Here is a 23,753-nt window from a genome sequence, read left to right on the forward strand (position 1 = left end):
ATCATGCTTTATGCTCACCCCGGTACTGAAGGCGCCAAAGTCTCGTTCAAGAGCAAGTACGGTAACTACATCGGCGGCGAGTTCGTCGCGCCTGTCAAAGGTCAGTACTTCACCAACACTTCGCCAGTAAATGGCCAGCCGATTGCCGAATTCCCGCGCTCCACTGCCGAAGACATCGACAAGGCACTGGACGCCGCCCACGCCGCTGCCGATGCATGGGGCTCGACGTCCGTGCAGGCGCGCTCGCTGATTTTGCTGCAGATCGCCGACCGCATCGAACAGAACCTCGAACTGCTGGCGATCACCGAAACCTGGGACAACGGCAAAGCCATCCGCGAAACCCTCAACGCCGACATCCCGCTGGCCGCCGACCATTTCCGCTACTTCGCCGGGTGCCTGCGCGCCCAGGAAGGCAGCGCGGCCGAAATCGACGGCAACACCGTGGCCTATCACATCCATGAACCACTGGGCGTGGTCGGCCAGATCATCCCGTGGAACTTCCCGATCCTGATGGCCGCGTGGAAACTCGCGCCAGCGCTGGCCGCCGGTAACTGCGTGGTGCTCAAGCCGGCCGAACAAACCCCGCTGGGCATCACCGTGCTGATGGAACTGATCGGTGACTTGCTGCCACCTGGCGTGCTTAACGTGGTGCAAGGCTTCGGCAAAGAAGCCGGCGAAGCGCTGGCGACCAGCAAACGCATCGCCAAGATCGCCTTCACCGGCTCGACCCCGGTCGGTTCGCACATCATGAAATGCGCTGCCGAAAACATCATTCCGTCGACCGTGGAACTGGGCGGCAAGTCGCCGAACATCTTCTTCGAAGACATCATGCAGGCCGAGCCGACCTTCATCGAAAAAGCCGCCGAGGGTCTGGTGCTGGCCTTCTTCAACCAGGGCGAAGTCTGCACCTGCCCTTCCCGTGCACTGGTGCAGGAATCGATCTACGACGAGTTCATGGCCGTCGTGATGAAGAAAGTTCTGCAAATCAAACGCGGCGATCCACTGGACACCGACACCATGGTCGGCGCGCAGGCATCCGAGCAGCAATTCGACAAGATTCTTTCTTACCTGGAAATCGCCAAGGGTGAAGGCGCCGAACTGCTGACCGGCGGCAAAGTGGAAAAACTCGAGGGCAATCTGTCGACCGGTTATTACATCCAGCCGACCCTGCTCAAGGGCACCAACAAGATGCGCGTGTTCCAGGAGGAAATCTTCGGGCCGGTGGTGAGCATCACCACGTTCAAGGACGAAGCTGAAGCCCTGGCCATCGCCAACGACACCGAGTTCGGCCTCGGCGCTGGCCTGTGGACCCGCGACATCAACCGAGCCTACCGCATGGGCCGCGCCATCAAGGCCGGTCGTGTGTGGACCAACTGCTACCACCTGTACCCGGCGCATGCCGCGTTTGGCGGGTACAAAAAGTCCGGCGTGGGGCGTGAAACTCACAAAATGATGCTCGACCACTATCAGCAGACCAAAAACCTGCTGGTGAGCTACGACATCAATCCGTTGGGCTTTTTCTAAAAAGCTGGGGCGACACTGATGTTTCGGTGTCGCCCATTCGACCGCCATCGCGAGCAGGCTCACTCCTACAATTGCACCACATTCCTCCTGTAGGAGTGAGCCTGCTCGCGATTGGCGTCCTAAATAACACGACACATAGGTCTGGCCGCTCTGGCACGGCCCTTGCGTACCCGTCATTCAGGTTTTGCACCAAGACTGCCGCTGCGTGAACAGCATTCATCCACCCAAACCGCCGCACCCGAAAGTCCAACAGATCAAACAATAAAAAAGACAGCGAGGACTTATGACTTCCATCACACAGCTCAAACCCACACTCGGCACCCTGCACCTATGGGGCATTGCCGTCGGCCTGGTGATTTCCGGCGAATACTTCGGCTGGAGTTACGGCTGGGGCACTGCGGGCACCCTGGGTTTTCTGGTCACAGCCTTGATGGTCGCGACCATGTACACCTGCTTCATCTTCAGCTTTACCGAATTGACTACCGCGATCCCACACGCTGGCGGGCCGTTTGCCTACAGCCGTCGGGCGTTCGGCGAGAAAGGCGGATTGATCGCCGGCATCGCCACGCTGATCGAGTTCGTCTTTGCACCACCGGCGATTGCCATGGCCATCGGCGCTTATCTCAACGTGCAATATCCCGAGCTTGATCCGAAGATCGCCGCCGTCGGCGCCTATTTCGTCTTCATGACGCTGAACATTCTCGGCGTCAGCATTGCCGCGACCTTCGAACTGGTGGTCACCGTGCTCGCCGTCGCTGAACTGCTGGTGTTCATGGGCGTGGTCGCGCCGGGCTTCAGCTTCAGCAATTTCGTGCTCAACGGCTGGTCGGGCTCGAACGAGTTCAGTATGGCCTCGATTCCCGGGATCTTTGCGGCGATACCGTTCGCGATCTGGTTCTTCCTCGCCATCGAAGGCGCGGCCATGGCGGCCGAAGAAGCCAAAGACCCGAAACGCACGATTCCCAAGGCTTACGTCAGCGGCATCCTGACCCTGGTGTTCCTCGCCATCGGTGTGATGGTCATGGCTGGCGGCGTTGGCGACTGGCGCCAACTGTCGAACATCAACGATCCACTGCCGCAAGCAATGAAAGCCGTGGTTGGCAATAACTCATCGTGGATGCACATGCTGGTGTGGATCGGCCTGTTCGGTCTGGTGGCGAGTTTCCACGGGATTATTCTCGGCTACTCACGGCAGTTCTTCGCCCTCGCCCGCGCTGGTTATTTGCCGAAAGGCCTGGCCAAGCTTTCACGCTTCCAGACCCCGCACCGCGCCATTCTGGCCGGCGGCGTGATCGGCATCGCGGCGATCTACAGCGACGGTCTGGTCAATCTGCAAGGCATGACCCTGACGGCGGCGATGATCACCATGTCGGTGTTTGGCGCCATCGTGATGTACATCATCAGCATGCTCAGCCTGTTCAAGTTGCGCAAAACCGAACCGAATCTGGAGCGCACCTTCCGCGCGCCGGGCTACCCGGTGGTGCCGGCGATTGCACTGTTTCTGGCCGTGGTATGCCTGGTGGCGATGGCGTGGTTCAACACGCTGATCGGTTGCGTGTTCCTGGGTTTCATGGCCGCCGGTTACCTGTATTTCCAGCTGACCGCCAAGCAACGCGCCGAAGCGCCGGCAGACGCTATGCTCGAAGGTATCTAGTTGCACCGGCACCGGGCCTTTCGCCCGGTGCCGGCATTATTGAAGTGCATGCAGATCCAATGTGGGAGCGAGCCTGCTCGCGAAGGCGGAGTGTCAGTCGACAACTGTTTTAATGTCAGTCCGTATTCGCGAGCAGGCTCGCTCCCACAAAGGTTCACTCCTATATAAAGCAGATTGCAGTAATTACCGGAGGACACCGCCCCATGGCCGCATTTGCCCATTCCGTCGGCGCCCAGACCTTTCGCTTCGACAGCCTCAAGGATGTGATGGCCAAGGCCAGCCCGGCGCGGTCCGGGGATTTTCTCGCCGGTGTCGCCGCACTCAACGACGGCGAGCGCGTGGCCGCGCAGATGGCGCTGGCCGACATCCCGCTCACGCATTTCCTACAGGAAGCGCTGATTCCCTACGAGTCCGATGAAGTCACCCGACTGATCATCGACACTCACGACAAACAGGCCTTCGCGGTCGTCAGTCACCTCACCGTGGGCGGCTTTCGCGACTGGTTGCTCAGCGACGCCGCCGATGAAACCAGTCTGCGTGATCTGGCTCCCGGCCTGACCCCGGAAATGGTCGCCGCCGTATCGAAGATCATGCGCGTGCAGGATTTGGTTCTGGTCGCGCAAAAAATCCGCGTGGTGACGAAGTTTCGCGGCACCCTCGGCCTACGCGGACGGTTATCCACAAGGCTACAACCCAATCACCCCACCGACGAACCGTCAGGCATTGCCGCGAGCATTCTCGACGGTCTGCTCTATGGCAACGGTGACGCGATGATTGGCATCAACCCGGCCACTGACAGCATCGCCTCAATCTGCGCCATGCTGGAAATGCTCGACGCGATCATCCAGCGCTACGACATCCCGACCCAGGCCTGCGTGCTCACTCACGTCACCACTTCTATAGAAGCGATCAACCGAGGCGTGCCGCTGGATCTGGTGTTCCAGTCCATCGCCGGCACTGAAGCGGCCAACGCCAGTTTCGGCATCAACCTCAACGTATTGCAGGAAGGCTACGACGCCGGTTTGAGTCTGAATCGTGGCACGCTCGGACAGAACCTGATGTATTTCGAAACCGGCCAAGGCAGTGCGCTGTCGGCCAACGCCCACCATGGCGTCGACCAGCAGACCTGCGAAACCCGGGCCTACGCCGTGGCGCGACATTTCAAGCCGTTCCTGGTGAACACCGTCGTAGGATTTATCGGCCCGGAATACCTCTACAACGGCAAACAGATCATCCGCGCCGGCCTCGAAGACCACTTCTGCGGCAAGTTGCTCGGTGTGCCGATGGGCTGCGACATCTGTTACACCAACCACGCCGAAGCCGATCAGGACGACATGGACACCCTGCTGACGCTCTTGGGTGTCGCCGGAATCAACTTCATCATGGGCATCCCCGGCTCCGACGACATCATGCTCAATTACCAGACCACCTCGTTTCACGACGCGCTCTACGCCAGGCAGACTTTGGGGCTGAAACCGGCGCCAGAGTTCGAGCTGTGGCTGGCCAATATGGGCATCTTCACCCAGGCGGACGGCAAGGTTCGCTTCGGTAACAACCTGCCGCCGGCCTTCCGCCAGGCGTTGGCGCAACTGGGATGAGTCACATGGAAAAACCGCCCATCGACCCGCAAAACCCTTGGCTGGAACTGCGCCGCCTGACCCCGGCGCGAATCGCCCTCGGCCGCACCGGCACCAGCCTGCCGACCCGCGCACAACTGGATTTCCAGTTTGCCCACGCCCAGGCGCGCGACGCCGTACACCTGCCGTTCGATCACGTCGGGCTCAGCACACAATTGAGTGAACGCGGGCGCGAAAGCCTGTTGCTGCACAGCGCGGCAGCGGATCGCAATAGCTACCTGCAACGCCCGGATCTGGGGCGCAAGCTCAGTGATGAGTCGGCGCAACACCTGCGCGATTACGCGGCGGCACATCCGGGCGGCGTCGATCTGGCGATTGTTGTGGCCGATGGCCTGTCAGCGCTGGCGGTGCATCGCCACACACTGCCATTTCTCAGCCGTCTGGAAGAACAAATGGACGGTGATGAATGGTCAATCGCGCCAATAGTGTTGGTGGAACAGGGCCGCGTTGCCGTCGGTGATGAAATTGGCCAATTGCTCGGTGCGAAAATGCTGGTGATGCTGATTGGCGAACGACCGGGCCTCAGTTCGCCGGACAGCCTGGGTTTGTATTTCACCTACAATCCAAAAACAGGGCTGACGGATGCCTACCGCAACTGTATTTCCAATGTCCGGCTGGAAGGTTTGAGCTACGGCATGGCGGCGCATCGCTTGCTGTACCTGATGCGCGAAGCCTGTCGGCGGCAGTTGTCAGGGGTCAATCTGAAAGACGAAGCGCAGGTTCAGACGCTTGAGTCGGACGCCAAAACGGACATTAAAGGAAACTTCCTACTCGATCCGCCCACAACCTGAACCGTTTCCGCATTGCGTTTCTGCGCCGGTTTCAGGCAGGATCGATGCACGGCCGCCAGGGTTTCCCATCGCCGTCAGAGCAGTTGAAGACAGCCACTTGAAGACGAGACCTATCATGCGGATTATTCAAGCGACCCTCGAACATCTGGATTTGTTGACTCCGTTGTTCGTCAAATATCGCGAGTTCTACGGTTCCCTGCCTTACCCGGATTCCTCCCGCGCGTTTCTGGAAAAACGTCTGCGTCGCAAGGAATCGGTGATCTATTTGGCCCTGGCCGACGATGACGACAAGAAACTGATGGGTTTCTGCCAGCTTTATCCGAGCTTTTCCTCGCTATCGCTAAAGCGCGTATGGATCCTCAACGACATTTATGTTGCCGAAGACGCCCGCCGCCAACTGGTCGCCGACAACCTGATCCGCACCGCGAAGAAAATGGCCAAGGAAACCCAGGCCGTGCGTATGCGCGTTTCCACCAGCAGCAATAACGAAGTCGCGCAGAAAACCTATGAATCCATCGGCTTCAAGGAAGACACCGAATTCAAGAACTACGTGCTGCCGATCAGCGACGAGCTCTGACCCCTGGACCGACTTCGGACAGCTCCTGTGGCGAGGGAGCTTGCTCCCGCTGGGCTGCAAAGCAGCCCCAAACCCCAACACCTCGATCCCGCAGGCTCACCGCATGCCTGCGGATTCGGGAGTGCTGCGCCCTCCAGCGGGAGCAAGCGCCCTTGCCACAAAAAACACTCGCCACCAAAATCCATGCGTCCCTGACAAATATTCACACCCCGACATCCCCCGCTACAAAACCAACGCGCTTTTCATCTTTCAGACCGTATAATCGCGATCTTTCCGGCTTGTAAGAAAAACTACACCTCGCTGTAGGCTTACACCCGATTCACCCGCACAGACCCGCTGAGTCGGGCCGACACACAGGTGCCTCCATGGATTTCAACCCGCTCGACCTTATCCTGCATCTCGATGTTTACCTCGATTTGCTGGTAACCAACTACGGGCCGTGGATCTACGCCATTCTGTTTCTGGTGATTTTCTGCGAAACCGGTCTGGTGGTGATGCCATTCCTGCCGGGCGATTCGCTGCTGTTCATTGCGGGCGCCGTAGCGGCGGGTGGCGGCATGGATCCGGTACTGTTGGGCGGCTTGCTGATGCTGGCGGCCATACTCGGCGACAGCACCAACTACGTGATCGGACGAACGGCAGGGGAAAGACTGTTCAACAACCCGAACTCGAAAATTTTCCGCCGCGACTACCTGCAAAAGACCCACGACTTCTATGACAAGCACGGTGGCAAGACCGTGACCCTGGCGCGCTTTCTGCCAATCATTCGCACCTTTGCCCCGTTCGTCGCGGGTGTGGCGAGAATGCCTTACCCGCGCTTCTTCGGCTTCAGCGTGCTGGGCACCATCCTCTGGGTGGGTGGCCTGGTGACGCTGGGATACTTCTTCGGCAACGTCCCGTTCATCAAGAAAAATCTGTCGTTGCTGGTCGTGGCAATCATTCTGCTGTCGCTGGTGCCGATGATCATCGGCGTGGTCCGCAGCCGTTTCGGCGGTGCCAAAGCCGAAACTCGCTGAGCCATGTGGTCGCTGAGCGCCTGGCGACGCCGGCGCATTTTGGCCAAACACCCGATTGCCGACGACATGTGGCAACGGGTGCGCCATCACCTGAGCTTTCTCGACGGTATCACGGCCGAGCAAGACCAGTGGCTGCGCGAAGCCAGCGTGCTGTTCCTCGAAGAAAAACACCTGACCGCCCTGCCCGGCGTCGAGTTGCATCAGGAACAACGCCTGTTGCTCGCGGCCCAGGCGCAATTGCCGCTGCTCAACCTCGGTGATCTGAACTGGTATCAGGGTTTCCACGAAATCGTCCTCTATCCCGATGATTTTCTCAGCCCGCAGCGTCATCGCGATGCCAGTGGCGTCGAGCATGAGTGGGACGGCGAGCACAGCGGTGAAGCCTGGCAACAAGGGCCGATCATCCTCGCCTGGCCAGGCGTGATGGCCAGCGGCGGCTGGGAAGGTTACAACCTGGTGATCCACGAACTGGCGCACAAACTCGACATGCTCAACGGCGACGCCAACGGACTGCCGCCGCTGCACGCCGATATGCGCGTCAGCGACTGGGCCGAGGTCATGCAGGCCGCTTATGACGATCTTGATGGCCAGCTTGAGCGTAACCCCGATGCCGAAACGGCCATCGATCCTTACGCCGCCGAAAACCCGGCGGAGTTCTTTGCGGTCACCAGCGAATACTTCTTCAGTGCTCCGGATCTGCTGCACGAGGCTTATCCACAGGTCTATGCGCAGTTGAAGCTTTTCTACCGTCAGGATCCGTTGGCCAGGTTGCGGCAACTTCAGGCCAGCGACCCGGTCTATCAGGCGCAACACTAAGTGCTGCACGACTTCTGGTACGTGGCGTCGGCGTAGGAATATGCCTATAATCGCCGCCACTTTTTGGTCAATCCGGCCAAGTGTTTTTGGTCAACTACGGGGGCAACGCCCAATGAGCTACAGCAAGATTCCGGCTGGCAAAGACCTGCCGAACGACATCTACGTCGCGATCGAGATCCCGGCCAACCACGCGCCGATCAAATACGAAATCGACAAAGACAGCGATTGCCTGTTCGTTGACCGTTTCATGGCCACCCCAATGTTCTACCCGGCCAACTACGGTTACATCCCGAACACCCTGGCTGACGACGGCGATCCCCTCGACGTGCTGGTTGTGACCCCTTACCCGGTTGCGCCAGGCTCGGTGATCCGCGCGCGCCCAGTCGGCATCCTGAACATGACCGACGACGGCGGCGGCGATGCCAAAGTCATCGCAGTCCCACACGACAAGCTGTCCCAGCTGTATGTCGACGTGAAGGAATACACCGACCTGCCGCCACTGCTGATCCAGCAGATCGAGCACTTCTTTGCGAACTACAAAGATCTCGAAAAAGGCAAATGGGTCAAGATCGAAGGCTGGGCCGGTGCTGACGCCGCTCGCGACGCGATCACCAAGTCGGTTGCTGCCTACAAAGGCTAAGCATCTGCGACTCGCGTAACGCCTGAAGAAAACCCCGGTTGATCCGGGGTTTTTTATGCTCGGTAAAAGCCGTCTTAAACAGTGTGTTTATGACGGACTACAGAAAAGTTTTAATCTGTGTAATTTCCCACAAGAGCGTCTTACATCCGGTCGCAAAATTCAGCTCGTTTTTGAACGCCCGGTTTATTCAAACCGCTCTGGCACGGCCGTAGACTCCGTGTTTATGAGAAAGAACACTAGCGGTCCAAGATTCAGGGCACTCCTGGGAGCAGCGAACATCTCGACCACGGATTTCGCAAAGTTCTGGGGCACGGAAGCCCAAAATGTCCACAACTGGTACACCCGGGGCGTCCCGGCGTATCGCATGGAAGAAGTCTCACGCCTGCTGTCCGTCAACAGCGAATGGCTGAAAACCGGCGAAGGCATCAAAGAGTCGCCGAGCCTGAACACGCCGGCCAGCAACGGCGATACCTTCGACGCTCAGGCCATCTGCGGCGTCTACACCGTCATCGACCCCAACGACATCAATCTGGCGTTCTTCAAAGAAACGTCGCTCAACAACGGCTCCGGCAAAACCCACGTCATCCAGGACCCGGACCAATCGATCCGCCTGCTGCGTGCCCACCTCGATCAACTGGACATCCGCCACTCCGACGCCATTTGCGCGCACATGATCGGCAACAGCATGGCCGAGCGTATCGAAGACGGTTCCGTCGTCGCCATCGACCGCGGCCTGACCCAAGTCGTCGACGGCGAAATCTACGCCATCGAACACGACGGCATGCTGCGCATCAAATACCTGCACCGCATGCCCGGCAACGGCCTGCGCCTGCGCAGCCACAACAGCGCCGAATACCCCGACGAAATCTTCCGGCCGGCACAGATTGAGGAACAGAGAATTCACATATTGGGCTGGGTGTTCTGGTGGTCGACCCTGAGCAAACGCAGACCGGTGGTGCCGTTTCTCTGATCTGACGACTAGCACCTCCCCCTGTAGGAGTGAGCCTGCTCGCGATGAGGCCCCGAAAAGCGGTACAAATCCCGAGTTTCTACTGCAGCAGTCGCTCTAAACCGCACTTCAGACTGGGAATTCCAAGCAAAACTCAGTATCCTGCGCCCCACATTTGCGCATCGACCCGCCCCGCGGCTCAGAGAGCGCCCGACGCGGCAGACCAACGTCTGACCAAGTCCCACAGCCGGACGCAGATCCGGGTGTACGTTTTGAAGGCTGGCAAGGCTTACCAAAAATAGGCCAAGCCAGTCCCCGAGAAGCCGGCCACAAGCCGGCTTTTTAATGCCTGAAATAATCCTATCCTGTCCAGAAATCTCCCCGATAGCTTGACCAGCGTAAAGCTGTATCAATAGGCGAGCCTTATATAACCTCGCTGCCTGATCGTATGAAAAGAGCAGGAGGAAAATACGTTGGCGCACTTATCATGGATGAATACATGAACAGGTTGATTGGCGGACTTGTCTTCGCAGGCTTATCCACATTTGCAGGTAACGCGATGGCCGAACAGCAATGCGGGGATTTTCTTGCGAAACTCAGCGACAAGCCTGGCTTCGTCGAGTTTCTGGAGTGCACTCAAGACAACAAACAGTTGGGCAAACCGCTCAATGCTCGTTACCGCGTCAAAGGCTCGGATGCTCTTAAAGCTGAGCGCTACATGAGCCGTAGCTTCGCAATGCCTGAGTTGCGACATATCTGCTGTGGATGGGATTCCACATTTTTTTCTTATCGCGATAAAAATACACAGCGTTGGTATCTGCTAGGGATGGGGTCCGAAGAAACGCTCATAAACAGACGCGAATCATGGTCAGAAATAACGTTCTTCTATATCAATGTGTCAGTCACCACGGAAGACTTCTGAGCACAATTGGCAAACCATCGGCAAAGCGATTTCCGTACCATCAATCCGCATTACATCAAGGCATCCGACGCCAAGGGGCATCGATGAGCACACTTACCTGTTGCCTGAGCCTGTTTCTCGGTGCGGGCCTGCCCTTTGCAGCCTCGGCAGCCCAAGTGCAGTTCACCGATTACCGTGCTTTCTATGAGTCGCTGGGCAGCAACCTGTTTGCAGGACCGGGGATGGAACTGGCCATGACCTGCTCGGAATCGCCGAGGCATTGCCTTTGGGTCAATGCCATGCGCCCAGCGTTTGAACGTTATGACCAGGCGCTTTGGAGCGCGCCCGATGGGCTGCCACTAAAACCGCCCAAAGGCACGCCCGAAATTGTTTTCGATGGCAAGGCCTTGGCGATCGGCAAACAGCGCTGGCCGCTGCGCGACGTCAGCAACCTCGCGACGCCGGCATGGCGCGTAGGTGATCCGGTCGACCCGGAAAATGTGGCGTCGGCTACGGTCTGGCGCCAAGGCACCTCGGCGTGTCTCGAGATGCAGTACGTGAGCAGTGGCTACGGTGATCGTTACCCTCAGGTTTTGCTGCTACACGGCCAACACCTTTACGCGTTGCCGCGGCTGTTTGCGTCCTGTGCGAGCGTTCGCAAAGCACCACATAATCAGTTCAGCTATCCGGACAATTCCTACCTGGGTCCGGAGCGGGAAAATAATCCGACCGGGCTGAAAATGGATTATCTGTTGCCCGATGGTAAGACTCCGGTTGCGCAGTACCTGCTGCACTTCCCGAATCAGGGAGATCCCTTCGTATTTGAGGTGCAACGCCAATAAGGGTCATTATCGCGGGGGATCAAATCGAAGGCGCATTCGTTGAGGCCATCGAGTCAATTTTCAAGGAGGAAATGCGTGATGACTGACGCTGCACAGGCAAAGGAACCTTGTTCCAGGCAATCGATCCCCTATCCGCCGCCAGCCAGCAACAGCATGCGCGCCAACGATGACGGCACAGCCTGCCGGCGTCGCAAGAGCAAAAACGGCATGTCTCTCAAGCCTGCTTGCCTGCTGCTCAGCGCTTTTTTCCTGACCAGCCCTCTGGTTCACGCGGCTGAACATCCATCGACGGTCAGCCGTTGCTTTGCCAGCGCGGCTTCTCCCGTGACTGCCTATACCTCGGCCAAGGAGGCCGCCACCATGCCTGTTGATGCCCGTTACCGCGCCCCTGCCACCTCGCCTCGTCTGGACACGCTGGATGTGCTCGCCATTGGCCTGAGCCTCGACGTGTTCCGTCAGGGTCAGGCCTGGAAAGCCTTGCAGGAGCAGAATGCAAAGCAGACCGAAGCCCTGCATGTGGGCAGCATTCTGCCCACGGATCCGAAAAAGTACCCGGTGGATGGTGACGCCAAAGACCTCGCCTATGACAAGCGCAAGGCCGATGCGCTGGAATTGGGCTTGCGCGACTTCATGGAGAAGTGGCCGATCCCGACCATCACCGTCGTGCGTGGCTGGAATCCCGATACACCGAACCTGCGTTACGCCCCGCAAAGAACCCGGGAAATGCTCTCGGGCATGGTCAACAGTTACCGCACGGAAGCGGGCCTGCACTGGCATCGCGTGCGCAATCTGCAAGATAGCGTGGTCTGCAATGACACCCCCGAAGGCCTGGTGGAAAACCTGTTCAGCCTGTTCGAACAAAACCCCGACCTCCCCGCTGTGCTGGTCTACAACGTGGAAGGGTTCAGCATGTCGTTCGCACTGTCGGCAAAAAAGGCACCGTTGATTGGCGGGCCGGGCCCGCGCAAACCGGGAGAACTCACCGACGCCATGGTCGCCATGGTGGTCGGCCGCCCCGAACGCGTCGAATGGCTGCGTTATTACGCACAATTCGCCAAGGTCAACGAGAACAAAATCGACCCGGAGTTCAGCGGTTGGGGCGCGAGCAAACCCGCCGTGGAGTTCCAGCCATCGACGTTCATTCCGCAACCCTGGACCCAACGTGCGTTCGAGCAATGGGATGCGCAACCGGTGCTGGCCAAGCTGCATCGGCCGGTCACCGTGTCACTGCTGCGGCCAGACAATGGCGAACGCCTGAAGCGTGACGCGCTGACCGCCAAACTGGCCGCTGGCTGGAAAAGCGCCACCGACGGACTCGCGCAAAAACCGGTTCGGGTGTTCTTTGATGGCGGCGCGAACACCACGCCACTGGCGGAGTTGCTGCCGGCGCTCACTGCCGCGCACAGTCCGCTGGACCTGCTCGATTCGCGCGAGAGCTACGACCTCACTCAGCGCTTGGGCGACACCGGCTCGGCCTCGCCGTTCGTTGGCCTCACGCTGGCGACGATGGCCAGCTACCTCAACGCCGACACCAGCGTAGTCATGCCGATGCGCCGCCCGGAACAGGCGACGATCATTGCCGTGACCTCACCGACACCCGGCAAGAAGCCTTCAGGCGATGATCATTTCGGCGTCAACCTGGCGCCACAGACCGCCAGTACCGGTACCCCCGTGAAACGTGGATACCGTTTGCGCTCCGAGGAAGTTCTGGTGAATCACTCATCTGCGTGGCCCCCAGACACTTGCCAATTCCACCTCCTCAGTGCTAAATCCCGCCCCATAACCACCCTCTGTTTTTACCCGCATCCCCTTCACCGGCCGGATTCCGGTATTGAGCCTCACGGGAATCCATGGAATGGCCCTGCATATCCCGACCCTGCTGGTCGTTTCCGTCTTCGTCTTCTTTTTGATGGGGCTGTTGACGCTGCACGCCTGGTATCGCGAGACCCGTGAACCTTCACTGGCCTTTCTTGGCGGCATGATGTTGCTGGGGGCGCTGGGTGTGGTGCTGGTCAGCTGGCGTGACCGGGGTGTCGATTACATTCCGATCATTTTCGGCAACGTCGTTTTGTTGCTCAGCGCGGCGTTCAACTGGACGGCCATGCGCACGTTGGTCGGTCGCAAGGCATGCTTGCCGGGGATTCTCGCCGGATGTGTGATCTGGTTGCTGTTGTGTCTGATACCCGCCTTCTACCAGTCGATGTCGAACCGTGTGTTGTTCTACTCGCTGCTGGCATTCGGCTACGGCGTATTGACGACACGAGAACTCTGGCGCAGCCGCGACAGCCTGGACGTCGCGTTCATGCCAGCGTTGCTGCTGACGGTTTCACATACCGTGTTTTATGCCGTGCGCAGCGTAATCGATGAAGGCCTGCCGGTGACCAACGCTTTGCTGGGCAGTGGCGAAGGCGTTTCGTTTTTCTCATTTATGCTGTTTGAGTCGATGCTGTATGTGATCGGCATTGCTTACGTGACGCTGGCGATGGTCAAGGAGCGTGCCGAACTGAAACTGAAGGCCGCAGCGTTCAGCGATCCGTTGACCGGCATCGGCAATCGCCGAGCGTTCATGCTGCACGCCATTCACTTGCTGGACGACAGTCAGCAGCGGGACGAACCGGCGGCGCTGCTGCTTTGCGACCTGGATAACTTCAAGCGATTGAACGACACCTACGGCCATCCTGTCGGCGATCAAGCATTGATCGCGTTCAGCGATGTCTTGATGGAGAGCGTGCGCAAAGAGGATGTATTCGGGCGCATCGGTGGTGAGGAGTTTGCCTGCCTGCTCGGCGCCTGCGATGAGCCGACCGCGCTGGAGATTGCCGAGCGAATCCGTCACTCCTTCGCCCGGCTCTCCATTCCGGAACCGGGCCTGCTCAGCGTCAGTATTGGCGTGGTCACCACCCGTGAATCGGGTTACGACCTGTCGCGGTTGCTTTCGGAGGCGGATCAGGCGCTGTACGGCGCCAAGGATCAGGGGCGTAATCGGGTGCAGACGTTGCGTTCGCTGTATTTGGGCCTCACGGGTAACTGAACGACTTCACCAGCGTCAGCTCGCCGACTGCGCGCATCGGGATCAAAAACGTCTCCATCTTCTCGCTCGGCGTGCCTTCTTCAGTAATCACTGTCACCTGCGCCGTGGTCAGCGCCTGCACTGCTTCATCCCCGCCCTCGTCATCCCCGCGATACCCGCCGCCGTAATAATTCACATACACCAGGTATTGGCCCTTGATCGGCGCCGGCATGGCGAAGATTTCCGGGCCATAGCCAGTGGTGACATCGACGTCGAGGGCGGCGCCGTTGGCGGCGCTGCGGTTGCCGTACCAGATGTGCGCTCCGTCAGGGGTGACGAGGTGCAAGTCGAGGTCGGTGCCGTCGCTGTCCCACGCCAGCAGCACGCGCAGTTTCGCCGGGGTGGCGCCGCCGCTGGTGTTGAGGAATTGCGTGCGGCGGCGTTGCTGGCCGTCGGGGCTGCGCACTTCAACGCTGTTGCTACCGTTGGGGAAAGAGAACGGACGGTCGAAGCGGCCGCTGTCGTCGATTTTCAGCGGCATGCTGACGCCGTTGACGATCAGCCGGCCCGGCTCGTTGCTCTTCGGAGTGGCTCTGATCTGGCCGCTGATGCGGGCGGTGTTGGCTTGACCGATCGGAGTGTTCACCGAGGAGGCCGGGTAGTTGACGGTCTGGCGGAAGCTTTCGCCCTCGCCTTCCGGTGCGCCGCTGCGCCAGCCGCCGATCGGCGTGTCGAGTTTGACGCTGTCGGCGGCCATCGCCGGCGATAGCGCGGTCAACGTGCAGAGCAGCAGCAAGACCTGTGGATAACGAAGTGTCATGGTCTATTCCAGCAAAAGGTGACGGGCGAGCCCTTCGATGTAGGTTTCATCCTGGCCATTGGGATGTGCTTCAAAGGCCAGGTGCAGATATTCGTGAGTCAGGTCGAGGCGATCCTGCAAAGTCAGGACGCCGCGCACATAGATACGCTGGCGTTCGCGATCAACGAACGGGCGACCGAAAGCGAGTTTGCACACGGCGAACGTGCTGACTTCGTTGTAGCCGGTTTCGCTTTCCAGCTTCGGACGCCAGCCGCGACGCTGTTTTTGCAACCAGTCTTGCGCGGCGGGCAATGCTTCGCAGGAAGCGACCGGGTTGTCCCAACGGCTGAGGCTGGCGCGCGGGTAGGCATGCAGCAGAATGGCGTCGTAGCGCTGGCCGGAATTCGCTTGCTCAACGGCTTGTTGCCAAGCGAGTTTGTCCGGGCCGGGTTGATCGGAATGATAGGTGACGGTGCTGCCAGCCAGTACCAGATCAGCGGTCCACGCCGCAATGTTGCGCGACTCGGCGGAAGCAGGACGTGGCGCGACCCGTTGACGGGTGCTGCTGTCGTCGATGCTCAGGCAGTCACCGTTGCGCGTGGCGTTTTGCAGCAGATAAGTGCGGATCGCCACAGCCAGGGCCTTGGCGGCTTCGGCGGGCTCGGGTTTGGCTTCGCGCTCAAGAACACGAGCGACGTATTCTTCGCGATCGAGCCTGGCGACGAGTTTGTCGTTGAGCAGAAACAGTTCGCCGTCGCTGTGGATATCCAGCGCGTTGCCGTTGGCGAATTCGACGCGGTAGTCGCCCTGTAACGGGCCGGAAGTTACCGCCCGGTCACCCGCCAGAACGCGGGTTAGCGGATAGCGCGAGAACAGCCCGACCTCGACACAGCGCCCGGCCTCCGCCGGCCATGCCGCTGGCAATACCGTCGCCAACGCCTGACCGTAATGACGCAGAACCATCTGACTGGTGCCGCGCCCACCGGCCCAAACCGGCGAGCCATCAGCCGTCCAACCGGCAAAACCACCCTGCCGCGAATGCGGATCCTGATCGCCGAGCCAGCTCCAGGTTTTCACCCGCAGGCGTCCGCCGAGTTCACCGACGACATTGCCGTCGGCAGCATTCAGCACCACATCGAGCAACACTCGGCGCATCTGATCCTGCGCTGGCAGCGAAGCCAACACCTTGAGCAAGTCAGCCACGGAAACCCGCGTGGCTGGCTGCACCGAAGGCAACTCCAGCAACCACGAAGGCGCCTGCCGCGCCTGCCAATAGGTTCGCCAATCCGCAGCCGCAATACCCAACCGCGCTGGCTCGAAATACAACCCGCAGGATTTCACCAACGCCTGATCTCGCTCGATCTTGCCGCCGGCCGAGCAACAGTAGACTTCCTCTTTCGACTGCCCGCGACATTCATAAGCCGGCTCGCGAGCGCCGGTATCCACCAGCCACGCGTAAACAAACAGCTTCCACAGGCTGCCCACCGGCGTATCCAGCGACGACGACAACGGCTCACGAGCGACCAGTTGCGTCTGATTCAACGACAATAACTCACCCTTGTACGCCACGCGCAACGGCTCATCCTGCGCCGTCGCCAGCGCAGGAATCACAGACATCAGCAGCCACAGCAGCGGCCGGGTCATGTCAGTTGACCGTGACCTGACCGAGGGCGGCTTTCGCTTCCTGGGCCTGATGCTGCGGCGCGTAAATCTGGGTGAAGCGCACCGGCGGCAGAGTGAACTGGCCCTTCTGCGAGAAGCGCACCAGATGACGCAGACGCAACTCGCCACTCAGCGCATCCACCGGCACCGCGTAAGCCAGTTGCCCCGGCTCGAAACGCGCCTTCTCCAACGCGGCCGGCTCGGTGCCGTCCTTGCCCTGCAACTTGATGCCCCACGTGGTACGTTCGACATCGGCACCCGGTGGCAGCGGCACTTCGAGCATCCCGTAGCGCAGCGGTTTCGACGCTTTGCTGGTGAGGATCACTTCGTCCAGATACAGGCTGTCGCTGGACAGCGGCTTGGTGCCAACCGGCTCCAGTTTGAAGGTGAACGCTTCGTCGCCCGGCACCAATCGCGACAGGCGACGGGTGATGGTCACGGCCATTGGATCGACGGCGGGCTGCTGCGTCTGGAAGCTCAAGGCTGCGCGCAGCGGACGTTCCTGCGTTCCGGAGACCGTCAACACGCTCGGCACTGGCGTCGCGCCTTGCCAGGTCCAGAACATCTCACCAGTCGCACCGTAATTTTTCTTCCAGCCTTCGCCCGGCGTCAGCGCGATGGTCGGCGAAGCCTGGGCGATGCTGCGTTGCAGCCAGGTCAGCGCCAGTGCACGTTCGAGGGTCGATTGCTGTGGCAACAAGCGTTGCAGCAACGCCGTCGCACGCGCCTGATCGAACGGTTGCAGGGACAGATTCAGCGCTTCGGCAAATGGTTGCGAACTGACCGACAGACGTTGTTGCGCCGCGCCCACCTGACGATTGAACACGTCGGGCAATGCCACTTTCGACTGCGTGGCCAGCGCTGCGGTCAAGACTCGCGCTGCCGCCAGACCGAGCGCCGAATCCGGATCGCCCATCACCAGACTGTCTTCACCGTCGTCCAGCAGCGTTTCGGCATTGCCCTCTCCGGCCTTGGCCAGATCGTCCATCAAGCCGCTGAGCAGCGTGTTGACCGGCAGATGCATCTGCTTGGCGAACGACAGAATCAGCGCCCGTTGCAGCAACGGCGTGTTCGGCGCTTGCTTGGCGTAGACCTCGAGCACCCGCTGCCAATGCTCCGGCGGCAAGGTCAGTTCCAGCACCTGGCTGGCGTTCCAGTCAGCGTAATAGGCGTAGGCCGTGAGGAATGCATCCGGCTCGCCGTCGTAACCCCACCAAGTGAAGCTCGCCGATGGCCCGGCCATTTGCACCAGACGCAAACGGCTGTTTTGCATGATCAGGCGCAAGCGGTCGCGGGTCTGCGGGCTCGACGCCAGCGATGGATAGGCGATGCTCAGCGGCAGCAAACGACTGGCGGTCTGCTCGACGCCGCCATACGGGTAGCTGAGCAGATCATCGAGTGCGGAACGGAACAGTGCTTGCGGACTGTCATCCAGACGCAGGCGAATATCCGTAGCATCCGCCGGCAGGCTAAGCGCGGTGTCGCCGCTGGCCACGTCGAGGCTTTGCGTTTGCGTGACTTGCCAGCCGTCGCCCGTCGCACTCAGGCGCACAGCGAGGGAATCCGCAGTTTTGCCGTCCTGTACCAGCTCGGCCGTCCACTCACCCGAAGCCAGCGCGAATGCTGGCAGCGGCAGGTAGTTGATGCCGTTGTTAAGGGTCACCGGCAGGCGCTGTTCGGCACCGGCGTAATGAGTCACCAGTTCTGCTTTCACCGGTTTCTCGGCCTGACTGAACGCGAACACACCCAACTGCGGCTGATCGCCTTTGCGGAATTTGCTCGGCCCGCTCCACTTCAGGTACAGCGGTTTTTCCGAACGGACGAACTGCTTCTTCTGCCCGACCTGACCGTCATCGGCGATGGCGCGAGCGGTGATGCGCCAGCGGGTCAGCGAGTCCGGCATCTTGAAGGTGAAACGGGTTTTGCCGTCAGCACCGGTCAGTAATTCCGGCTGCCATGCGGCGGTGTCGACGTCTTCACGACGCGGCCGTTCCAGCACTTTCACCCCACGCTCACTACGATTGGCCTTGCCCGGCGCACCCGGGCTGCCCGGCAACGCCACGTCGTAACTGATGAACGACAGGCTGGCGCTGGTGCGCACGTTGTTGCGGCGCGGGTGGTAGAAGAACTGATCGATGGTTGGCGCGACTTCTGGTTGCAGCGCATAAACCATTTCGTCGACGACGCTGACGGTCAGATGCGCAGGAACTGCTTTGCCGGCGAACTGAGTAGTCAGGTCAACCGTAACGGTATCGCCCGGCAGATAGACCTGTTTGTCGGTGCTGATCGCCACGTCGATTTGCGGCGCGACAACCTTGATCCCGGCGTTCTGGAAGCTGTACTGACCGCCCTTGGTGTACAGCACGGAAAAGGTCAGGTTCGGCGCGAAGTTTTCTTTTACTGGAATGCGCGCGCGGTATTGAGTGTCGCTGAGTTTTTCCAGTTTCAGCCAGTCCCCGCCCTTGGCCAGCAGCGCGGTGGCTTCGACCTTGTCGCGCTCCAGCGACAAAAGGGCATCGCTCACAGGTTCCGGGAACGTGATCAACGCCAGCGCCTCATCGCCGGCCTTGTACTCGGGTTTGTCGAGGACGATTTCGACGGTGCCCGGCACCGCTTTGACGCCGTCGCCAGTGACCGAGTGGCCGGTGGCGCCGAGCACGCGACCGTGCTGATCTTTCAGGGTCAGGTTGTAAGTGCCCGGACGCTCGAACGCGAGGCTGAAACCTTTATCCGTCGCGGCGAGTTTGCCTTCGCCCGTGCTCTGATCTTCCAGACGCACCCAGCCGTATGTGCTCGGCGTCACCGCTTTGCTTTGCTCGCTGCCGCCTTCGTTGGCGTAGCTGAATGCGACTTTGTCGCCGACCGCGCTGAAGCGTTGCGGCGCGCTCAAGCGGAAGCTTGCGGCGCCACGGTCGATGAGGATTTCCTTGGTGGTCTTGACCCGGTACGCCGCGCCGTCACTGGCAAACACGGTGAGCATGTAGCGGCTCGGCTTGTCGGCGGCCGGCAGGTCGAGGGTCGCGTTGCCTTTGCTGTCGGTGGTCAGTTCGGTGCTGGTCAGCTCCACCGGGAATTGCCCGAGGTACTGCAGCTCGTTATCGACCATCGACAGTTGCTGGGCACGCAGGCTCAGGGTCAGCTTGGCGTTGGCCACCGGTTTGCCGTCTGGATAGAGCAGCACCAGACTACCTTTGACCGGCTCGCCGGTACGGTAATCCTGCTTGGCCAGGTTCAGCGAAATTTCGAAGTGCGGTTTGATGTATTCGGCCACACGAAAGGCGCTGCTGTAGGCCTGGTCCTTGTAGTTGAAGCGAATCTCGTAGCCGCCGGCGACGGCATTGTCCGGCAACTGGAAGCGACCCTGAGTGCCGGCCTTCGAATCGAGTTTCAAATCGAGATGCTGCAATTCGGTGCCCGTCGCATCAAGCACGCTGACAGTGACGTCAGCCGCTCCCGGCAACACCGAATCCCGCGCGTTCTTGAACTCGCGGCCAACGATCTTCAGCGACACCCAATCCCCCGGGCGATATAGCGGCCGGTCGGTGAAGGCGTAGAGTTTGGTGTCGTAGATTTCGCTGTCGTAATAGAAGTTCTCGGAGACGAATACACCGCCCTCCTCGTCCTCGCCAATTACAAACGAACGCTCGGGACTGACGTGTTTCAGGCGCAGCAAACCATCGGCATCGGTAGCGCCACTGCTCATCACGCCGAGGCCGTCAGTCCACAGGACATTAACCTTCGGCACCGAGCTGCCTTCGTGTTTGCGTGCCGCCCAGACCAGCAACTCATCACCGGCAATCTTGCTCACGGCGACGGTGTTGGAGACGAAAACCATGGTGGTCGCGCGGTACTTGCCGATCAGCGCTTCGACCAGATACAGACCCGGCTTCAGATTGCCCAACGGGATATAAACGTTGCCCGGCGCGACGCTGACGAAATCACTGGAAGAGCCAGCCAGATTGACCCCGGCAGGTGGTTGAATCGGTTTCGCCTGCCACAGCGGATAACGGAACTGGCTGACCACCGGCAGACCCGGAATCAGCGCAAATTGCGGCTGTGCGTCATACGGTGTCGGCGCTGCGATGGCATTGCCCATCTTCAGTTCCGGCACTTCTTCGGTGACCTGTTTGCGCGATTCATAGGAGAACGCGCGCTGCATCACTCGCCGGGATTTGCGATACCAGTTGTCCCACAGATACGCGAGGGTGTTGGACAGGCCTTCACCCTTGAACTGACCGTCGCTGACTACGCGATGCAGGTTCTTCTGGCGCTTGAGGAAGTCCAGCGGCTTGTCGATGCGGTACACGCGAATGTCGGCGCCGCCGTAAGGTTCCATGCGAAACCGACGGTAATCACGGCCCGGCGCTTCAAGGCGCACCATCGCCTGCTCGTCGGCGGCGAAACTGCTGTCGGCCAGCAGGAAAAAGCTTTCACCGGATACCGGCGTGTAGTTGCTCGGCTCAACCGAGTCTTCGGCATTTACAGTCGCCACCGGCAGCAACAGCGCCAGCAGCAAGGAAACTCGGGAGCAGATACGCAACATGCGGGCACCGGTCATTGGGAGAGAAAGTTCAGTCGATAGACGCCGATGAAGTTGGGGTTGGCTGCGTCGGGTATCCATCGGGTGTCCTTCCATGTCATGAGTTGCTGCAGGCTTGCCGAACGCATGCCGTTGTCAGTGGGGGTGGTGGTGCCGGTGTGATAGGCGATGTAGCGGCCCATCCAGATCATCAGGTGCTGGTCGTCGCCCTGATCGAAAAACATCAGGTCACCGGGGCGGGCCTGCGACACATCGCGGCTGACCAGATGACTGTTGAACTGAATCAGTTTGATCGCGTTGACGTACGGCCCGACCTTGCCGCCACCCTGCTGCCATTGCTGGGCAAGCTTGCGCTGATCGTCGCTCAGCGACAGTTCCGGCGGCAGGTAGCGATTGGATAGACCATTGCTGCGCAGCCATTTGTCGTCATGGACTTTCAGCGCTTCGTTGGCGGCGAAACGCACCAGTCCCGCGCAATCCTGCTGATACCAGCGCGGGCTCGGGCCCTGGCTCAGTTGCTCCTGGGCGATGCGCACGAACCAGGCGCGGAATACCTGGGATTGCGCCGGATCAAGTGCCGGGGCTTTTAAAGGCAGCGAGTCGACGGCTCGGGCACCCGCACTGAGCAGCAGCGCAAGCAGGCCGAGGCTGCGGATCAATCCAGTCACAGCGCTTTCCATTCCAGCGGCAGCCATTGCCAATGACCGTCAGGCTCACTGCCTTCGGGCAACGTCAGGGCATATTTGCCGTAGCCGCCAAGGGTCCGCAGTTTCGGAATCAGGTAAGTTTGCGCGGCGTTGTAGAACACCGGTTCCATGTCCTGCGGCAGGCTGTCGAGGGTTTCCTGCTGCATCAGCTGCGCCATCGAATCGGGGCCGAAATAGATCGGCATCAGCACATCTTTGGGCAGCACGTCAGCCATCGGCGGGAAGCGCTTGTCGAGGGTACCGAGGGCTTTGTCGACCAGTTTGTCGTCGAGGGAAAACAGCAGCGTCGAGCCGTGGCGCGCGAGACTGACTTTCATGAACGCCTTGCCGCTGATGGCGTCCGGGTTCTCGGCATCCCTGGCCGCGTAGGGGCCGAAGTTGGAGCTGACCTGACGCTGCCAGACGTGGCTCTGGCCTTCCTGCTTCTCGATCACCGGGAACACACTTTCTTCGACGTTGGATTCGAATGCACCGACCATCGAGCCGAACAGTTTGCCGAGATCACCGTCGAGTTTGCTGCTGTCCTCGTCTTTCAGACTGGCGACCAACAGTGGCGTGTACAAGCGTGAGTCGGCGTACCAGCACAGGCCCGCCGCGCCGGCCACGTGTTCGGTGAGGGTCTGCGCCACGGCTTCTTCGGCGCCGAGTTTCACCAGCAATGGTTTTTGCGGTTCAGCGGCCACTGGCAGAGTCACGCAGGCGCTCGCGCCCAGCGGCATGGCTTTCCAGACCGGTTTGAAATCGAAGTCAGGCTGGTTTTCCAATTCGTCCATGGCCAGGTAGCTGTGCCAGCCCTTATCGTCCATGTCGAACCGCAGCCCGGCGAAATTCGGGATGAAGCGCTGGTAACCCATGGCGAGAACACTGGAGTTCACCGACAGACGTTGCTTGGTTTCTGGTGTCTTGGCCGGCAGACCGAAGGCTTCAGGGAACAGTTTTTCGCCGTTCAGCAGAGCCGCCAACGCTTGCGGCGAGACGTGGCCCGACTCTTCGGACGCGCCGCTTTGCGGGTCGTAATACTTGGCCGGATTGGACAGCACCACCAGTTTGTCGCCATGCGAGGCGAACAGCAGCGCTTTGCTGGCGTTGTAGGTGAGTTGGTACAACGGCACGGTGTCGCCACCAACCTTTATTTCTGCAATCTGGCTGAGCTGCGTGTCATCCAGCGCTACTTTTGCCAGCGGCTCCAGCAGTTTGGCCAGACCACCACGATCCATCACCAGCAGGAAATCCTTCAGGCGGCCATCAGCCCCGCGCCACAACGCCACATCCGCCGGCTGGTCGAAAAGCTGCTCGATCAAGCTGTCCTGCAACTTCAGATCATGCTCGTAGATGATCCGGCGCAGGCTGCCGATCAAGCCGAGACGGTCGGCATGGGTTTCGTAATAGAAAACGAAATCTTCGGTGAGCGTGGCCTTGAGGAACGGCACCGTCAGCAGGTCCTTGGGCAACTGGCTCAGGGAGCGAGTTTCCAGCAACGCGTCCGGACGGCTCAGGCCAAGCTTGTCGCCGGCCAATTCCGTCGGCGCTGCCTTGGGCTTGAGCAGCAGCCAGCCAAAACCACCCGCCACGCCGGCCACCAGGCACAGCCCGACCAGCAGCAGTGGCCAGCGCCGGAAAGGTTTGCCGGCAGGCGTTTCAACGGCCGGAGTAACAGTGTTATCACTCATGTTCACAAAACCCGAAGT

17 protein-coding genes and 1 pseudogene are annotated in these 23,753 nt (G+C 60.1%); 13 read left to right on the plus strand and 5 right to left on the minus strand.

The window, feature by feature from the left end; translation table 11 throughout:
- Positions 1–3: 3 nt before the first annotated feature.
- The 13 genes and pseudogenes from exaC (at position 4) to JFT91_RS02020 (ending at position 14,378) form a co-directional block, all read left to right on the plus strand.
- On the plus strand, positions 4–1,524 hold the full coding sequence (exaC, locus tag JFT91_RS01960) for an acetaldehyde dehydrogenase ExaC (protein ID WP_201231444.1): 1,521 nt from the start codon (positions 4–6) through the stop codon (positions 1,522–1,524).
- 283 nt (positions 1,525–1,807) lie between these two features.
- The gene (eat, locus tag JFT91_RS01965) at positions 1,808–3,178 is read left to right on the plus strand and encodes an ethanolamine permease (protein ID WP_201231445.1); all 1,371 of its coding nucleotides are present in this window, start codon (positions 1,808–1,810) and stop codon (positions 3,176–3,178) included.
- A 203-nt stretch (positions 3,179–3,381) separates the two neighbouring features.
- Positions 3,382–4,776, plus strand: coding sequence for an ethanolamine ammonia-lyase subunit EutB (locus tag JFT91_RS01970; protein ID WP_201231446.1), 1,395 nt, complete (start codon positions 3,382–3,384; stop codon positions 4,774–4,776).
- Positions 4,773–5,606 (plus strand): ethanolamine ammonia-lyase subunit EutC, encoded by an 834-nt coding sequence (gene eutC, locus JFT91_RS01975; protein ID WP_518524853.1) that lies wholly within the window; start codon positions 4,773–4,775, stop codon positions 5,604–5,606. Before JFT91_RS01970 ends, eutC begins: the two co-directional genes overlap by 4 nt.
- A 115-nt stretch (positions 5,607–5,721) precedes the next feature.
- On the plus strand, positions 5,722–6,183 hold the full coding sequence (locus tag JFT91_RS01980; protein ID WP_003228592.1) for a GNAT family N-acetyltransferase: 462 nt from the start codon (positions 5,722–5,724) through the stop codon (positions 6,181–6,183).
- A 365-nt stretch (positions 6,184–6,548) separates the two neighbouring features.
- Complete coding sequence (locus tag JFT91_RS01985; RefSeq protein ID WP_201228649.1) at positions 6,549–7,199, plus strand: DedA family protein; 651 nt, start codon at positions 6,549–6,551, stop codon at positions 7,197–7,199.
- Between the two features lie 3 nt (positions 7,200–7,202).
- Positions 7,203–8,015: a M90 family metallopeptidase gene (locus JFT91_RS01990; RefSeq protein WP_201231447.1), complete on the plus strand. Its 813-nt coding sequence runs from the start codon at positions 7,203–7,205 to the stop codon at positions 8,013–8,015.
- 112 nt (positions 8,016–8,127) lie between these two features.
- Positions 8,128–8,655 (plus strand): inorganic diphosphatase, encoded by a 528-nt coding sequence (ppa, locus tag JFT91_RS01995; protein WP_008052339.1) that lies wholly within the window; start codon positions 8,128–8,130, stop codon positions 8,653–8,655.
- Positions 8,656–8,878: 223 nt separating this feature from the next.
- Positions 8,879–9,625 carry a S24 family peptidase gene (locus JFT91_RS02000; RefSeq protein WP_201198175.1) on the plus strand — a complete coding sequence of 249 codons (747 nt, stop codon included), beginning with the start codon at positions 8,879–8,881 and terminating at the stop codon, positions 9,623–9,625.
- Between the two features lie 478 nt (positions 9,626–10,103).
- A complete protein-coding gene (locus JFT91_RS02005) occupies positions 10,104–10,526 on the plus strand; it encodes a DUF4952 domain-containing protein (protein ID WP_201231448.1) in 423 nt (140 codons plus the stop codon).
- Positions 10,527–10,609: 83 nt separating this feature from the next.
- Complete coding sequence (locus JFT91_RS02010) at positions 10,610–11,347, plus strand: hypothetical protein (protein ID WP_201231449.1); 738 nt, start codon at positions 10,610–10,612, stop codon at positions 11,345–11,347.
- 207 nt (positions 11,348–11,554) lie between these two features.
- Positions 11,555–13,018, plus strand: a pseudogene (locus JFT91_RS02015) (type VI lipase adapter Tla3 domain-containing protein); the annotation flags it as partial.
- Between the two features lie 184 nt (positions 13,019–13,202).
- A complete protein-coding gene (locus tag JFT91_RS02020) occupies positions 13,203–14,378 on the plus strand; it encodes a GGDEF domain-containing protein (protein ID WP_201231450.1) in 1,176 nt (391 codons plus the stop codon).
- Here the strand turns inward: JFT91_RS02020 and JFT91_RS02025 are convergent.
- From JFT91_RS02025 to JFT91_RS02045, 5 genes are read right to left on the minus strand one after another with little or no spacing between them, the layout of a single operon-like run.
- Entirely contained in the window at positions 14,365–15,177 is an 813-nt protein-coding gene (locus JFT91_RS02025; protein WP_201228651.1) for a YfaP family protein, read from the minus strand. The genes JFT91_RS02020 and JFT91_RS02025 overlap by 14 nt on opposite strands.
- A gap of 3 nt (positions 15,178–15,180) precedes the next feature.
- Complete coding sequence (locus JFT91_RS02030; protein WP_201231451.1) at positions 15,181–16,800, minus strand: DUF2300 domain-containing protein; 1,620 nt, start codon at positions 16,798–16,800, stop codon at positions 15,181–15,183.
- Between the two features lies 1 nt (position 16,801).
- Positions 16,802–21,376: an alpha-2-macroglobulin family protein gene (locus JFT91_RS02035; RefSeq protein ID WP_201231452.1), complete on the minus strand. Its 4,575-nt coding sequence runs from the start codon at positions 21,374–21,376 to the stop codon at positions 16,802–16,804.
- The gene (locus JFT91_RS02040; protein ID WP_201232226.1) at positions 21,373–22,038 is read right to left on the minus strand and encodes a DUF1175 domain-containing protein; all 666 of its coding nucleotides are present in this window, start codon (positions 22,036–22,038) and stop codon (positions 21,373–21,375) included. Before JFT91_RS02040 ends, JFT91_RS02035 begins: the two co-directional genes overlap by 4 nt.
- Positions 22,023–23,735 (minus strand): DUF2138 domain-containing protein, encoded by a 1,713-nt coding sequence (locus JFT91_RS02045; RefSeq protein WP_201231453.1) that lies wholly within the window; start codon positions 23,733–23,735, stop codon positions 22,023–22,025. Before JFT91_RS02045 ends, JFT91_RS02040 begins: the two co-directional genes overlap by 16 nt.
- Positions 23,736–23,753 lie beyond the last annotated feature (18 nt).

The organism is Pseudomonas sp. TH08 (genome assembly GCF_016651275.1).
In the GTDB taxonomy this organism is placed as follows: Bacteria; Pseudomonadota; Gammaproteobacteria; order Pseudomonadales; family Pseudomonadaceae; genus Aquipseudomonas.